This window comes from uncultured Porticoccus sp. (assembly GCF_913061305.1).
Taxonomy (GTDB): domain Bacteria; phylum Pseudomonadota; class Gammaproteobacteria; order Pseudomonadales; family Porticoccaceae; genus Porticoccus.
In genome coordinates this window covers 1-15,520 of sequence record NZ_CAJXST010000003.1, presented here as the reverse complement: position 1 = coordinate 15,520, position 15,520 = coordinate 1, and the positions used below count along the sequence as shown (strand labels likewise).

Below are 15,520 nucleotides of genomic sequence, written 5' to 3'. Positions count from 1 at the left end.
TTTTTAGTCATCGTCGATAAATGCCGTGCGATGGAATTCCGCCGCTTCCATCACCTCCTTCACACCACACTCCAGAATTTCTGGTGCATCACCTCCAGCCAGCACCTCCAGCACAGCGTGAACACCACGAGAGAGCGATGTCAGGTTGTAGCCGCCTTCCAGCACAAACACGAGCCGGCCATCACAGTATTGGTCGGCTATATTCTGAACGATACGCGTGAGGACCTTAAAGCCGTTATAGGTCAGGTTCATGGCCATATCATTGTGGTGCGGATCGAAGCCCGCCGAGACAAGCACAAGATCGGGTCTAAAGCGCTCGGCGGCCGGAAGCAAGATTTCACGAAAAGCTTTCTCGACAGCGATATCACCGGCGGTTTCAGGAAGCGGCACGTTGATCGTGTAGCCTTCGCCAAGCCCAGCACCCACTTCGTCAAGATGGCCGGAACCGGGATAAAAAGGTGCGGCGCAATGGGTATCGAAAAACAGCACATCGGGATCCGCCCAGAATATATCCTGAGTGCCATTGCCGTGGTGCGCATCCCAGTCAATGATCAGAATGCGCTCGCAACCCAGCTTGGCCTGGGCGTGAGCCGCCGCCACCGCAACATTATTCAGCAGACAGAAACCCCTGGCTCGAACCGGCTCGGCGTGGTGGCCCGGAGGCCGCACCAGGGCGAAAGCACTTTGTGATTTCTTGTTGATCACGCTTTCCACTGCGGCGATGGCGTTGCCGGCCGCTGCGGTGGCGGCCTCAATGCTGCCGGGTGAAACGGCAGTGGTATCTCTGTCCAGCCAGGCGCTTTCGCCTGCCAGTGAGAAAATATGGTCCAGGTAGGAAGTCGTATGCACGCGGCTTAACTGTTCGTAGGTGGCACTGGGACCCGAGGTGAAGTGAGTCCCCGGAACAGGATTCTCGTCAAGATAGGTCTTGATAGCACTCAACCGCCCGGGGTGCTCGGGGTAACTCCACTTGAACTTCAGTTCCTGCAGGACGGTTCTGACGCGCTTCTCCACCCGGCTGGGAATAAAGGGCAGATCCACCTGTGGGTCATGACCCAGCATCACCTCGTCATAAAAGACACTTACTTTGCGATCACCTATCACTCAATTCCCCTTTGACTGTTCGAAACCGCCTGTTTACAGGTTACGAGTTCACCGCCGTTTTGTCAGGGCCTCCTGCACACCTGCCGTGAAGGCCGCAGCGCGGATCCCCGTGGGCTTAAGCCCGAGCTTGCTCCCGGTCGCCACATTCAAAGGCCCTGGGCACCCCGCCGCAACCAGTTATGAACAAATGCCAGCTTGTAACGGGCGTGGTTCGACAGCACGAATGGATAGAGATCCGATAGACCCATGGAACGATTGACGTGGTTGACACCCACGGTAAGCGTCGCCGCGATCTGGATCAGCCGCTCGGCATCGGGCTCCGAATACGGGTCCCAGCCAGCGTGAGGAATCTGCGGCGATGACAGACCGGTGGCCACAAAGCTGTCGGCAATGTCCGTCAGGTGCAGCAGGTGTGCCACCGTTTCCGCCCAATCTTCATGGGGGTGCGTGGAGGCATAACTGGTCAGGTAATGCTGTCTCCAGTTTGGTGGCGGACCGTTTTCGTAGTGGTATTGAAGCGCCCCGACATAGTCCACCCGCTCATCGCCGAACATCTCCCGGAATGCATCGAGAAAATCCTCGCGAAGACTCAGCCGCCACCAGAGCATGTGGGCAATTTCGTGGCGCATATGGCCTATCATGGTGCGATAGGGTTCCTCCAGCGCTTCACGGCGGGTAGTGAGTAGCACGGGGTCCACTTCTGCCACACTGATGGTCACCACGCCTTCGACGTGCCCCATCAGAACTGGAGTCGGACCTTCGGCAAGCAGATGAAACACAGGCGGTGCCCCCGGATCCTCGGGACGAAACCAATGCCAGCGTCCCAGATTATCCAATGCCCACCGCTTGGCCGCCTCGGTCTGCGCCCAGTTGGGGATGGCATTAGGGATCGAAGGATCAGGTGCCAATGCCGTCATGGTACAGGACCGACAGAAGGCTCCCTCTTCCGGTGCTATCCAGTTGCAGCCGATTCTGTCCCGGTTGGCACAAAATGGTGGCATCGGCAGGAAAGCCCGCGCCTGGGGGTCGTAGGCGACGGGCGTCCCGTCGGCTGTGGCAAGGTTGTCGAACCAGAGAGAGCCGGCACCAACTGGATTGGCAAAAACACGCATTTAGCAAGCTCCAAAAGAGATGTAAGTGACCGATGTAATTAGCCATGGTGGGCCATGAACCCGCTTGGCCACAAGTGGAAACGGAATAGTTTTAACCCGACCCCTCTTATCTCTGATATCACTTATTGCTTGCCGGGCTAACGCCGAACCGCAAGAAAAACGCCAATTGCCATCAAAACCAACCCGGCAAACCGGACCAGATTTACCGGGTTGTACGGCGCACCGAAAAGCCTGAAATGATCAATGACTGCCATCGAAACAATCTGCCCCAGCAAGACGAACGAAACGGCATTGCCCACACCAAATTTTGGCGCAACCCAAGTGATGGTTAATATATAAAAAATGACGAATGTGCCACCGAAATAGTAATAGACCGGGATATGGCCCGGTACGGACTTTGGCAGGCTGCCGGAAACAACCAGATAAACAATGGATAGCAGGCCACCAACCACAAAAAGAATGGTTGTCGCCAGGGCCGGGTTTTGTAATTTTGTGCCGAGGCCGCCATTCAATGCTGCCATGACAGGTATACCCAGGCCAGCCAGCAGCATCACTGCGGCATATAAATAGAAAGTATGGTTGCTCGTCACTCGCGATTTCCTTTAATAGTCAATTCGGGCCGTAATATGCCTAATAGTCCGCCCTGCGGCAAATTTGCAGTGCAACGGAAAATTGGCTGCGAGTGATGCCCTTGTAAAAAGGTGGATCACCACAGATACATGCTCGATTTCCTGTTCATGATAGTGAGTTCAAATTGTTCAGTGCAGCGGGTTTGAGACCGGCCATAACACACATGAAGTGGCAGAAGATGCTCTTCTCTCGGGTGGCAAAATCGAGCACCGGGTGCCTCTTCCCAACCCACCAACAGATCTCGCCTCTCCTTCTCCAGGTATTGATCATCGGTACAGACATTCAGCAGCCACTGTTCAAATGAGTGATTGAGTTGTCGGGATTTAGTACTCTCGGGCGCGAAAAAGTCCTTCAGGTTATGAAATGAAAAACCGGAGCCAATAACCAATACGTTCTGCCGCTTCAGCCCCTGCAGCGCAGCTCCAATATCGATGTGAAACGAAGCATCCAAAGTGCTCACCAAAGACAACTGAACACAGGGAATATCGGCTTCCGGATACATGATTTTGAGAGGCACGAAAACGCCGTGATCGAAGCCCCTGTTCTCGTCTAGTTGCGCTGCTATCCCGCAATCGCCAAGCATGCGCTGAATGTCTATCGCCAGAGAAGGCTCACCAACGCATGGATACCTGATATCGTAAGATTCAGGTGGGAATCCGTAGTAGTCATATATCAAGGCGGGAGAGCGCCCTGCTGTAATCGTTGGCGTTGTTTCTTCCCAGTGGGCACTGACGACCACAAGCGCATCGGGCTTAGGAATGGCCGCAGCAATACCCTGCAGACAGGACACCATCTCACTATGCCCCGGATCTCCCAATAACGGCAAGGGCCCTCCGCCATGCGAGATAAATAGGGATTTTGGCAGCTGCCTCATCAAGTTCTCCTCAACATGCTGACGCGAGACCAGGCAGTTCCCGGGCAAGGACGTCTGGTGGATGACCGCAGGTCCACAAACAGGCGTAAGCGCTTTGTTCCTGTACTTTTGCTAGGTATCCTGCTCGAATAACAAAACAGCCTGGAACTCTGCAGGTTTTGATTTTGGACAACCAGGGCCTGAGCTTGAAACCACTGACAGACCACGCAACCACAGAAACTATACTCTGGACCGTCCTGTTCGAACAATCCGGAGACGCCATGGTGGTACTCAGACGAGATGGCAGTGTGTACCGGGCCAACCAGCGTTATGCCGACATGCTCGGCTATACACTCGAAGAAGTGGGCAGCCTTCACGTGTGGGACTGGGATATCCGGTTCAGCGAGCAGGAACTGCGGAAAATGCTTCTGTCCGCCGACAATTCAAGCGCACATTTTGACACCCGGCACCGCCGCAAGGACGGCACGATTACCGATGCGGAGGTCAGCACCAATGGCGCGCTCTATAATGGCGAGAACCTGGTTTTCTGCATTGTCAGGGACACCACGGTACGCAAGTCCTTTGAGGAGCGGCTCCGGCAGAGCAAGGAACTGCTTGAACGCATCGCCGCCCAGGTGCCCGGTGCACTCTACCAATACCGTTTGGCGCCGGATGGTACACGCAGCTTCCCCTATTTCAGTGAGGGTTTCGCCGAACTGGGTGGTCTGGAGCAGAAGGAATTGTCCGGTACCGACGTAGACCATATCGCCTCCCGCGTTCTTCCGGAGGATACACCCGAAATCGAGCGCAAAACCGAGGAATCCGCAAGGACTCTGTCGCACTTTCATGCAGAGTTTCGCATCCGACATATCGATGGCTCTATTCGCTGGATCGAGTCCCGTGCCACACCAGAGAAGGAACCGGACGGCTCCATTATCTGGACTGGAATACTTCTGGATATCACCCAACGCATCCATGCCGAAGAGCAGGTGCGCATTATGGCCATTACGGACGGTCTCACCGGCATTAATAACCGGCAGGAGTTCGACCGCCTGCTGGAACACGAGATAGAACGTGCCAACCGCTACCAGACCCCGCTTGCACTGCTCATGTACGACCTCGATCACTTCAAGCAGGTCAACGATCGCTTTGGCCACAATACCGGTGACGCGGCATTGAAAACGGTTACCAGCCTGGTCAATGACAACATCCGCGGCATTGACATCCATGGGCGCTGGGGTGGCGAGGAGTTTATGGTATTACTGCCGCAGACCGGGCTGGACACAGCAAGGGACGTCGCCGAGAAGTTACGACAGACCATCACCGCCCATCCCGTCGACAAGCTCGGCAGCGTCACGGCCAGTTTCGGGGTGGTAGAACTTGCCCCCCATGAGAATGCCAAATCATTAGCCCAACGGGTCGATGAAGCACTCTATCGGGCAAAAGAGCTTGGCAGAAACCGGGTCGAGGTTTAGTGGGAATTGGGGAAGAAAACGGGGAAAGACAGTTGGACCGGCCCCCTCCTGTTGATAGTAAATGAGTTTCCGGACTGCCCAAAAATGTTAGCAGCTAGATTGTCTGAACGCTGCACACCCTGTTGCGCCCCGCCGTTTTAGCCGCGTACAGTCCCTCATCAGCCATGCGCAAGAGCTCGGAAGTGTGGGTCATGGCCTCTGTAGCGCAGGCCACGCCGATACTCAAACTGCCCTGCCAGGCTCCACCCTGAACCGGCAGCGACAAGCCATTGATGTGAGCCAGTAGCCGGTCCGCGAGCTCCAGCGCCTTGGCGAGGGGCGTCTGTGGGCATATAACCAGGAACTCATCTCCGCCGATGCGACAGACCAGGTCATCGGTTCGAAAGCCCTGACGGATCTCCGTCGCCAGCCCCTCCAACACCCGGTCCCCCTCCTCGTGCCCAAAGTTATCGTTGATCTCTTTGAAGTGGTCGGCGTCGATCATCAGGCAGCTGACGGGCCGGGTTTTCCTTTCCGGCCAGTGGGCGTCGAGAAAGTCCGTGGCCTGGCGGCGGTTGGGGAGTCCCGTAAGCGGGTCATGCATGGCGAGTTGATGCATGGCATCGTTGAGCTGACGCAGCTCCAGAGTACGCTCGGCTACGCGAGTCTCCAGAGCGGCATTAGTGGCCACAAGCTCCCGATTTTTTTCCTCGACGATCTGGAGCAGGCCCACGATGGCGTGGAGAAGTGGCTGTACCGGCCCCGCATCGAAGGCCAACTCCTCTTCGTAGGCGGCGACAGGCGAAGTCCCGGACTTGATGGCACGCAGCTGCCGGGCCATGGATTGGTCGATGCCGAGGATATGGTAGCCGAGCCAATGCACCATGTAGTCGAGAACCTGCCCGATCTCCCTCTCACCGAGAACCGGCAGCCTGCTGTCAATGTGCTCGATTTCCTCACAAAACCGTCGGTGAGCTTGCTGGTGGGCAGACAATGCCCGCTCATCAATACCCGCTGTCACCATCAACTGCTCTTCCTCACGGAAATGGTAGCGGGCATACTGACGCAGCCGGGAGAGGATGGCGGCAGTTTCCTCTACGGAAGCATCCCCGGCGACAACGCGATCGCTGAAATCATTGATAAGGTCGACCAGACCGTGGTGTTGTTCGTCGACTTCCGCAATACCGGTGACGAAGTGTTTGTCCCAGGTGAAAGCTGTCACACCGTCTTTGCTCATCATCAGCCCTTGCCTTTAATCCCATTTATTGACTTATTTTATTTGCGGCTTATTCAATAGGGGATATACCCCTATGTCAAAAGACGATTACATGGTTCACCAAGGTAAAGGAGGCCTCAAGAGCTGGTATAACTGGCGACAGGCAAAATGGATCCAAATATCCGCCACCAGTGGGCTCCTGGCATATTCGCATATACGCCAATTCTGACCCGGAGGGGTAACAGACGGGGAGAAGATGCCACGACTCGGTTTATTCTACTTATTCGCAGCATTGATGTTAGCATCGATGTACTGACAGAACTCCTATCGTTATATTGCAAAGCAATCCGGCGGGTAAGTGTTCTTTTCACTGCATTGAAGGCCAAGGGATATTTAATAAAAACAAAGGGATATTCATATGAAGGCTAATATTTTATGCGCTGCGATTATTTGTGTGGTTTCGCAGGGGGCTTTTGCCGGTGTAACGATTGATCATTCTGTTTCAGATTCGCAAATTTCGCAGGTTGCCTATAATGAGCAAGCGACCACCAGCCTTAAAACACTCTCCGAAAGTTTTAAAAAGGGTGATGAAATACTCCTTGTAGCACCTATCAAGCAGGGTGCTGATGTCAATGTTAAGAATAAATATGGCGCAACAGCACTTTTTATGGCTGTCCTGGCGGATTCGACGACAGGGGTCCGCATTCTCTTGTCAGCCGGTGCAAAGCCAGATGCGTTAAGACCAAAGACCGGTGAAAGCGCCCTATTTATGGCGGCGCAAAAGAAAAACCTGGAGATTGTTGACGCATTAATTGGCGCGAAGGCTGATGTAAACCTGGCCAGTCAGCGTGGTTTGACGCCATTATTTATTGCTAACGTAATGAATGCGAACGACATTGTAAGGCAGCTTATTAAAGCGGACGCAAATCCGAATATAAGAGATATTAAAAAGAATACATCGCCCTTATACATCGCGGCGGAGCGCGGTAATGTCGAGAACATTCAAATGTTATTGAAGGCGAAAGCCAACATCAACAACCGTACAATTTCTGGGGCAACGCCATTATATGTTGCTGCAGAGAAAGGGCATTTAGATGCGGTTGTGGCTTTGCTTGAAGCCGGCGCAGACCCGCATGTTGGCGTGATCGTGAATGATACGGTACAGGCCCCATTGGTGGCCGCGCACGCCAATAATCATAATGATGTCATCGCCTTTCTGGAGAAGAGCCTGCCGAGCTGTTCTGATCGAACAGACTTTCACGATTGGGGGGTTTTCTGGATGGAAAATTACTTTTCTCTTGAGGCTGATTTGAAAGCCATGAACGCGAAAGATGAAAAATCGAACCTGAGATTTTTAAATACATCGAATGAGCACTATGCCTTTGATTTTAACGAGGGAGCAGCTGTGCGAAATGAGACAGACAAACATCAAATTTTTGTTGATGGCAAACAGGTTTATGAGGGGCGTTGGACAAAAAGCGTGAAAGAGAACGGGTCAGTGTCATACGCAACGCCAAAAATGGATAGCGCTGTGATTGAGTTGATGTCAAAAGGGCACATCGGTGAGATACGTGTCATTGCGAATATGAGTGGTGAGTTTTTGGCAAAGTCCGTTAAATTCTCTTTAGAGCATTTTTCTGACGCTTTGGAGCTGGCAAAGAAAAACATGAGTGAAGTTGAAAAGAATAAGGCATCGGGGCGCTGTCGTATTTCAAAGGGACTATTTAGTCCTCTTTTCTAGCTTGTAATATATCTAAGCTTCAATGAATAGAAATGCCCGATACTGCAAGGAAATCATGCTGGAGATATCAACTCGGGAGAAGTTTGTACCTGTCCCCGCTTACTTTACGCACCTGTTATTGTCAGGGTGAATTTACTGGCAAACCCCAGCAAATACCCCATTTACCAGATTTTTTAAGTCATCCGGATTTAATTCTATCTCTAACCCTCTGCGACCAGCACTGACAAACACCGAGGAATGATGACTGGCGGAAATATCGATTATTGTTCTAAGCCGGTTTTTTTGACCGAGCGGGCTTACACCACCCAGAACATAGCCTGTAGAACGTTCCACATCAGATTTAGCGGCCATAGTAGCCTTCTTTGCTCCGAAGGCCTTGGCGATGAGTTTCAGACTCAACATAGATGAGACGGGGATGACCGACACGGCCAGTTCCTTACCATCAAGACTCACAACCAGTGTTTTGAACACCCTCGCTTCGGGAACTCCCAGTTTTTCGACAGCTTCGTGGCCGTAGGACCTATTTGATGAGTCATGGGAATACTCATGCACCCTATGCGCAATTTTATGCTTCCTGGCAACGTTAATTCCGGGGGTCATTACCGCCTCTTGCTAACATTCGACATTAGAAACTGGTCAGGAAATCATATTGAGGATATCAACCTGGGGAAATTTGAAGAAAGTTGTACCTGAGCCCACTTATTGCCACGTATTTTCATACGCTTTCAATTGACTACGCCCCTTTTGGCTTCTCGGCGTTTTCCATTGAAGGCCAGCCATTGTTGTCAGGATCAAAGCTGGGATCCAGGGCTTGTATACGCTTGACCAACGGCGGATGTGTCGACATCAGGCCGGACATTTTGACAGAGAGCTCGGCAAACATCATATGCCTGGCCTCTTCCAGTTCATCGTGGACGGCTTCTTTCATACCACTTCGCTGGAGTCCGCCGATTTTTTTCAGGGCCCCGGCCAGGGAGTCGGGGTCACCGGTATAGCGCGCGGAATCCGCATCAGCCAAATATTCACGTTGTCGTGAAATGGCTGCCTGCATAATTTTGCCCATAAAGGCCCCCAACAACCCTAACAGGATAATGGCAATGCCTATTAACGCTATTTGCGCCCCGCCTTTTCTTCCTCCACCGCCGGAATGCATCAGGATGCGACCCACAACATAGAGGACCATTAAGCCATGAATCAGGCCGATAACCCGTACATTCAAACGCATATCCAGGTTGCGAATATGTGCAAACTCATGGGCGACAACAGCCGCCAGTTCACCGCGGTTTAACAGCTTTAAAGCACCGCGCGTAACGGCAATAGCCGCCTTGTCCGGTGAGCTGCCGGCGGCAAAAGCATTGATCCCCGGTTCGTTTTCGAGCACAAAGATGCGGGGTGCTTGCATGCTGGCACCGAGGGCCACTTCTTCAACAATGTTTTTGTACCGGGTAATAAGCGGGTCGCCAGTCTCATCACTGACATCGGTAGCGCCCAAAGAACGGGCTACTTTGGCACCATCCCCGCCCATACTGACCATTTTCCAGAGTGATGTTAAAACAATCACGCCGGCCACAGCCAAAGCGACATAAACAAACAGCCGCCAGTCGACAACGATCTGGTTGGCCTGATTTGCTGTTTCCGGGGTTAAACGCACTGAGGCCAATGAGGCAATCAGCACGGCGATCAGCAATACTGAAAAAATGAACAAGGAGGTAATCAGCAGGCTTTGCTTACGGGCATTCGCGCCATGCTGATACATACTCATTTCAGCCATGCCTAGAACTCAACTTCAGGGGCATTTTGAATCGCTTCACGATCATCAAAATCCAGCTCTGATGCACGTTTAAAGGTAAACATGTTCGCCAGGATATTGGTCGGGAAGGTTTCCAGCACATTATTGTATTCAAGCACGGTATTGTTGTAGCCACGACGTGATGCGGTCACCTTGTTTTCAATAGTGGTCAATTGCTCCATCAAATCACGAAAAGCGCCATCGGCCTTAAGATCGGGATAGGCTTCTGACAAGGCAAAAATCCCGCCCATCGCTTTACCGAGTAAACCTTCGGCCTGCCCCAGTGCCAGCATTGATCCTGCGTCGCCCGAGTCGCTTTGACCGCGTAATTTTTCAGCTTGATTCCGGGCATCGATAACGCCAGTCAACGTGGCCTGTTCGTGCTTGGCATAGCCTTTTACGGTGTTGACCAGTTGCGGAATCATGTCATGTCGTTGTTTCAGCGTGACGTCTATCTGTTTGAATGCATTTTGAAAGACATTGCGCAGCCGAACCAACTTATTGTATTCCAGGATTACATATAAAATCAGCACGCCCAGAATTGCGAGTAATACCCACTCCATATCCCTACTCCTTTCTATTTAAACAAGTAATAACCTGGCATTCATCGATTGATCCCAAGAAATATTTTTTCATTGTATCTTGTTGAGTCATCATGTGTTTGAACCTGGAACAGGAAAGAAACACTGAAATCCACAAGAACTCCACTAAAGAACCCGGGATATTTGTAAACCAGTATACGCGCGGGTAACCCCACATCCAGCATTGCCGGCGATGGCTGCTTTCACTGTGAAACGCTTGAATCATTGTCGGCGGACTTCAGCATGGTACGAATACGGTCAATGTGGACTTGAGAATCTTTAGCCCGCCGGGAAGTCGATGAGGGCATTTTTCTCTTTTAGTCATCGATAAGCCCCCATTGCCATAGATTATCTGAATTGGCTTGGCTTTCTGCCACGGCAATCAATCTCGCTTGGAAAATTGCCTGCTTTTCCAGTGCGGCTATTGCGACCTCAGCACCTGGAAATCAATTGGTTTAAAGCAAAAGTTGTTCGATTGCCCGGCGGAGCATGCGGTCATCGCCACCACCAGCGGCATCTCGGCCCGCAGACGAACGTAATCCCCCGCCTTGCTAAGCGGCGGTAGAACGCTGAATTCGCCGGTTGTCGCATCTACCGCAACATGCATGAAAACGTTAAATGCGATGGGAATCTGATCGACACCGATGTCGTAAGACGCCAGTGCTGCCACCAGATTGCCCTCACAACCCGGGCGTCCTTCATTCTCCCCGTATATGATCCGGAAGGTATCTTGCGAACAGGGTGTCAACGTAAAGTCGTGTCGGCCGCAGGTATCCTCCAGGATAGTGAACATGGGTCGGCTACGATTGGAGTACAGGATATCGCCAGTTGTAAGCCACAGGCGTGAGGCGTAGTCCAGAGAACGACCTGAAGACAGATACTCCTCAAGATCCGGATGCCCAAACGCCACCAGATCGCTCACTTGCTGACCTTCGGGGTCAATAATCACCAGCTCATCGCCCACACCGAGCTCGACCGTCTTCGCTGAGCAGGGAGGAATTCTCACCGTCGCTACATCTGCCTTCACTGTTTCTCCTCGAAATCAAATGGACAACGCCAGTCGACCTCTACTTCGCGGCCACTGTACTGCCTGGCCTCACTCAATTCTCCGAAATCCGCCAGATTGGGATTGATGGACCCTTGCAACTCGATGTCGCGTGAACGCGTAGCCGCCTGCATCTTCTCATAGCGGCCATCCCCTTTGAGACTTTCGAACTGCCGGTGAGAATTGAACACCAGCACTGGGTGCGTGAAACGCCTGGCGAGTCGCGACGCATACGGGTGGAGCCCGATCAGGAAGAATGGATGTCCCGACATGCTCAGACTGAATCGTGGACTATCCGTATCACTACTGACATCGTCGGCGGGTAAATTGCCTGCCAAAACATCAAGTTTGTGGATTCGCCACAATTGCGACCACATCAATGACTCGAAACGGTGCTCATCCATATCGAACGGTCCGTGGAATATTGCCGCATAGGAATGCACTATGTTTTTTTCGCAATCACTTGCCTCGATCATCTCAACAAATTGAGCGAGCCCATCGGCAATCGGTTCGTCATTGTTGAACTCCCCCATTGCTCCGAACTCATGCGTCTCGATCGAGCCATGGGCCAACGCTGATTTGGCCCCCACACAAGGGTAGGCATTGTCACCGAGAAACGCTAGAAATCTCTCGCCTATTGGCGTGACGGACTTGTGTTTAATTTCAGTGGCTTGAGAAGCCTCGTTACGTACCATCAGTTTCTCTTTAATTCGCAAATCTGGAACCGAGAAAGGCACTAATGGCCGGAATGATGACAGTACCTTAGACGGTGCTAAGGTCTAAAAAAACCTTGCGGAAAAATACTAGCGTTCATTGCGAACAAAGTATGTACGCTCCCCAACCTAGCCCATGTCACCCTTAAATCTTTATTAGCAGGCAAGTGCTGGTGGCGGTCATAAAAATTATTAACATAAACATAGCTTTATAGACTTACTTCCGGCCCAACTGACCGGGCTTTACCGGTAGTTTTGAGCTGCGTAGCTAAAAAACCCGTCCCCACAAAAGAAAGAGAGAAAGAGAGAAGGCCATGACACGAGCCTGCCCGCCCTCTCCACCCTCAAGACCGGCTTTGACACTCACCCTGTTTCGCTCCGGTTGGTTTTGGCTCGCTTTCAGTTGACCGGTCAGGGATACAATCGTGATCTCTACGCCAACAATGCCCTGCATCAACTGTTCAGTGTAATCCGCTGGCGCATCATCCAGCGACCAGGAGTTGTCCCTGCCTATTGCTACTTATTCGCTTGTTATAGGGCGACCTGATCAAATCCTTTATCACTCTGACCAGACGGCATACTCATTGCCACTTGGGTCGCTAAAATGAAACCTGCGACCACCGGGGAAGCTAAAAATTGATTTCACGATTTTACCCCCGGCTTGCTCCACTTTATTAAGAGATGCCTCCAGATCGGAACTGTAAAGAACAACAAGAGCGCTACCCTTCCCAACCTCAGCCACTAGAGGTGATCGGTAAAAGCCCCCATCAAGGCCGGCATTCTGGATCGCAGCATAGTCAGGGCCATAATCTACGAACTGCCACCCGAAAGCATCCGAGAAGAACCTCTTTGTGCCTTCGAGGTTACTCGCCGGCAATTCGATATAGTTGATCTTTTCAGATGTCACAGTTCACCTCGTAGTCTTAATAACGCCTGAGCGCACTGGCGGCCATTTTATGGCCGTCCGCGTGCCGTGATTTGTTAGATTTTATTCGCCACTTTATATTGATGCCTAAGGTGTTTTGCAACGCTATCTATCTCTGGGAATAAACTGGCTTCAGTAATTCCCAACGAAGCGAGTTGTCCCAAAATTTTGTCTTTTTCATCGTGCTTGATCAATATTCTGCGCGACTCAGTAGTTACGGCATAACGACTAGGGATTCGGGAGGGTCTAAGTTTGCTTCGATTCACCCCAAAGAGGAAGAAAGCTCCGTCCTGTTTGATTATCCGCGAGTTGTCCATCATTGGCTTGACACATACGGTTGACTCTAGGTGCTCAGAAACTATTACTGATTGAAAATAAGGCTTTTCCTTCTTTATTTCGTGAAGTAAATAGCCAATTTCCGATTGCTTATTGAATTCTTCCTTCGATAAGTCCTCAACTGGTACTTCAAAGGTGGCGGGTCGTCGACTAATGTTAGCAATGACCGATACGGTGTCACTGTCGTAATATTTAACTTCTCTCTTTGGAACTTTAAATACAACAACTTCACCTGCCTCGTTCGGTATTTCTCCTTTTGAACATGCGAAGTACAACGCTGCCAAGGGATTCATCGTGATATCGAGGAGCCTCGTCGGGAGCGAATAGTGCTGCATCTTCACTAATGTTTGGAAGGTTGATGCATGCTGATCAAAATCAGAGGGGCAGCGCAGTATCAGTTCTTTATGTAGAATATCCTCGTTTTTTATCCAACCTTCGTTCCGATATATGGTTGGCAGAAGTTCATAACTGAAATTTGAGTGGCCTCGAAAAAAAATGAAAAATTCACGCTCAGAATTGAGCTTCTCGATAGCATCCAGAAATGTCCGGACACTACCAACGCGAATGGCACCTTCAGGTTCTTGGTGCGGTTTTTTAGCTTGCTTATAGGTAATCGCCATGAACCCTCATAAGAATCTAACGCTTCAAGCAGGGGCGCGCGTTAGCGCGTCCCGGCGCGAAGCGCCCTTGCTGCCTTGACTTGTTAATGGACCGTTTACCACAACTGCCACCACTTTTTCTCAGACTTGGCGTTCAGTTCCTTAGCTCGGTCATAGCATGCGCCGCATAAAAGTGAAACACCCGCAAATGACTCAGATTCATCGTTCCATTCCCCAATTCGATTTACCAGATCCTCGCATTCGCCGCACCAAGAGTCGGGTCTGGGGTTTTCTGGGCTCTCCTCTGACGAAAAGAATCCCCTAGGCTTGCCATCGCGCAAGGTCTGGATGATGTGCTGGCAAACGTACGTCGCTTGCTGTTGTCCGTGTTGGCAGCACTCTACATGTTTGTCGTCGTTGCTCACCAGCTAAGGCCCATTAACGCCGCCAGCAGGGGACGAAAAACTAGAGCTAAGCGGCGGTTTTTTGGTCCCTCTGTCTGGCTTTGTTAGCCTTTTATATAAGGTCATTCATATCAATTTCGTAGCCTGACTGTTTCATTTCTTTTGCAAGTTGAAGGTGCCAAGCTGATGCTTCATCTATGTTGATGTAGACAACACCGCTAATATCGTTAGGCAATTCAACTGGCGCCTCAACTAGTGCCGTCACATTTTCTCTACCGAGTTTTCCTATAAGGTAGCCATGCTCGAATACAACATTTTGACGGGCTCTACCATTCAACTCTTCCGCTTTTCCTTTAGCATTACCAAGGTCATCAGGTGTATATAAAACGATGGCAAAGCCCACATCTGAGTAATGCTCGATTTTCTCAATGATAGTTCTTCCAGAACTGGCTTTCTCGTGAAGAATAATGGCCTCTAATCCTAGTTTCTCGACAAACCTTGCGGTCTTTGACTGTGCAGCTTCATCATGACCATGAACAATAAATACTTTGCTTTTATCTAGTGGCTTTTTAGTTAATCTATCAGTCTTGGATACTAAATCTTTCTTATAGCCAGGAGGACCTTCAATGAACTCATCAGTAACATCGTCTGCTTGGCTTACCGCTGTGTGCGTATAGGAAGGGCCGCCAATAAATGCCACAGACGAATTCATTTCTTCTGCTCTGATAGCTGGGATGTAGGATTCTATTGTTCTTTCACTTCGAGAAATTCTAATTCTCTCTATATCATCAGGCTCAACAGTTTTGCCATTTATCAATATTGCCTTTCCCTGCTCATAGGGCTCAACATATCGAGCTATCAATTGCTCCCGAGTAAGGTCAGTCTTATTCTCGCCATATCTTTTATCTGATTTTGGCTTAATTCTTACGTGATAAAACACTTTTTCTCCGATGCGTTGTGAGGTGGTCATACCCACAAAAAGTAGACACTCTAACTATGCGGCTACTGCCGCAATCCT

Annotated in this window: 16 protein-coding genes; 2 read left to right on the top strand and 14 right to left on the bottom strand. The window is 51.0% G+C overall.

The window, feature by feature from the left end:
* Positions 1–3: 3 nt before the first annotated feature.
* The 4 genes from QZ516_RS03875 to QZ516_RS03860 form a co-directional block, all read right to left on the bottom strand.
* Positions 4–1,104: a histone deacetylase gene (locus QZ516_RS03875; RefSeq protein ID WP_297186484.1), complete on the bottom strand. Its 1,101-nt coding sequence runs from the start codon at positions 1,102–1,104 to the stop codon at positions 4–6.
* Positions 1,105–1,250: 146 nt separating this feature from the next.
* Positions 1,251–2,216, bottom strand: a complete 966-nt coding sequence (locus QZ516_RS03870; RefSeq protein WP_297186482.1) for a putative zinc-binding metallopeptidase — start codon at positions 2,214–2,216, stop codon at positions 1,251–1,253.
* A gap of 137 nt (positions 2,217–2,353) precedes the next feature.
* Positions 2,354–2,806, bottom strand: coding sequence for a DMT family transporter (locus QZ516_RS03865; protein ID WP_297186479.1), 453 nt, complete (start codon positions 2,804–2,806; stop codon positions 2,354–2,356).
* Positions 2,807–2,922: 116 nt separating this feature from the next.
* Entirely contained in the window at positions 2,923–3,720 is a 798-nt protein-coding gene (locus tag QZ516_RS03860; RefSeq protein ID WP_297186478.1) for a class III extradiol ring-cleavage dioxygenase, read from the bottom strand.
* A 185-nt stretch (positions 3,721–3,905) separates the two neighbouring features.
* On the opposite strand from QZ516_RS03860, the gene QZ516_RS03855 reads away from it, so the two are divergent.
* Positions 3,906–5,174, top strand: coding sequence for a diguanylate cyclase (locus tag QZ516_RS03855; RefSeq protein WP_297186475.1), 1,269 nt, complete (start codon positions 3,906–3,908; stop codon positions 5,172–5,174).
* Positions 5,175–5,268: 94 nt separating this feature from the next.
* Here QZ516_RS03855 and QZ516_RS03850 read toward each other — a convergent pair whose 3' ends face one another.
* Positions 5,269–6,393, bottom strand: a complete 1,125-nt coding sequence (locus QZ516_RS03850; protein ID WP_297186472.1) for a GGDEF domain-containing protein — start codon at positions 6,391–6,393, stop codon at positions 5,269–5,271.
* Positions 6,394–6,787: 394 nt separating this feature from the next.
* On the opposite strand from QZ516_RS03850, the gene QZ516_RS03845 reads away from it, so the two are divergent.
* A complete protein-coding gene (locus QZ516_RS03845; RefSeq protein ID WP_297186469.1) occupies positions 6,788–8,110 on the top strand; it encodes an ankyrin repeat domain-containing protein in 1,323 nt (440 codons plus the stop codon).
* A gap of 132 nt (positions 8,111–8,242) precedes the next feature.
* Here QZ516_RS03845 and ybaK read toward each other — a convergent pair whose 3' ends face one another.
* The 9 genes from ybaK to QZ516_RS03800 all read right to left on the bottom strand — a co-directional run bounded on the left by ybaK (position 8,243) and on the right by QZ516_RS03800 (position 15,472).
* Positions 8,243–8,710, bottom strand: coding sequence for a Cys-tRNA(Pro) deacylase (ybaK, locus tag QZ516_RS03840; RefSeq protein WP_297186466.1), 468 nt, complete (start codon positions 8,708–8,710; stop codon positions 8,243–8,245).
* Positions 8,711–8,843: 133 nt separating this feature from the next.
* Positions 8,844–9,881: a M48 family metalloprotease gene (locus tag QZ516_RS03835; protein ID WP_297186463.1), complete on the bottom strand. Its 1,038-nt coding sequence runs from the start codon at positions 9,879–9,881 to the stop codon at positions 8,844–8,846.
* Between the two features lie 2 nt (positions 9,882–9,883).
* Entirely contained in the window at positions 9,884–10,462 is a 579-nt protein-coding gene (locus tag QZ516_RS03830; RefSeq protein WP_297186460.1) for a LemA family protein, read from the bottom strand.
* A 439-nt stretch (positions 10,463–10,901) separates the two neighbouring features.
* The gene (locus QZ516_RS03825) at positions 10,902–11,507 is read right to left on the bottom strand and encodes an urea carboxylase-associated family protein (protein ID WP_297186457.1); all 606 of its coding nucleotides are present in this window, start codon (positions 11,505–11,507) and stop codon (positions 10,902–10,904) included.
* Positions 11,504–12,220 (bottom strand): guanitoxin biosynthesis heme-dependent pre-guanitoxin N-hydroxylase GntA, encoded by a 717-nt coding sequence (gntA, locus tag QZ516_RS03820; RefSeq protein WP_297186455.1) that lies wholly within the window; start codon positions 12,218–12,220, stop codon positions 11,504–11,506. Before gntA ends, QZ516_RS03825 begins: the two co-directional genes overlap by 4 nt.
* 286 nt (positions 12,221–12,506) lie before the next feature.
* Entirely contained in the window at positions 12,507–12,752 is a 246-nt protein-coding gene (locus tag QZ516_RS03815) for an FMN-binding negative transcriptional regulator (protein WP_297187285.1), read from the bottom strand.
* A gap of 45 nt (positions 12,753–12,797) precedes the next feature.
* Positions 12,798–13,145: a VOC family protein gene (locus QZ516_RS03810; protein ID WP_297186452.1), complete on the bottom strand. Its 348-nt coding sequence runs from the start codon at positions 13,143–13,145 to the stop codon at positions 12,798–12,800.
* Positions 13,146–13,219: 74 nt separating this feature from the next.
* Entirely contained in the window at positions 13,220–14,119 is a 900-nt protein-coding gene (locus QZ516_RS03805; RefSeq protein WP_297186449.1) for an FRG domain-containing protein, read from the bottom strand.
* A gap of 495 nt (positions 14,120–14,614) precedes the next feature.
* On the bottom strand, positions 14,615–15,472 hold the full coding sequence (locus tag QZ516_RS03800; RefSeq protein WP_297187283.1) for a nucleotide-binding protein: 858 nt from the start codon (positions 15,470–15,472) through the stop codon (positions 14,615–14,617).
* Positions 15,473–15,520: the final 48 nt, after the last annotated feature.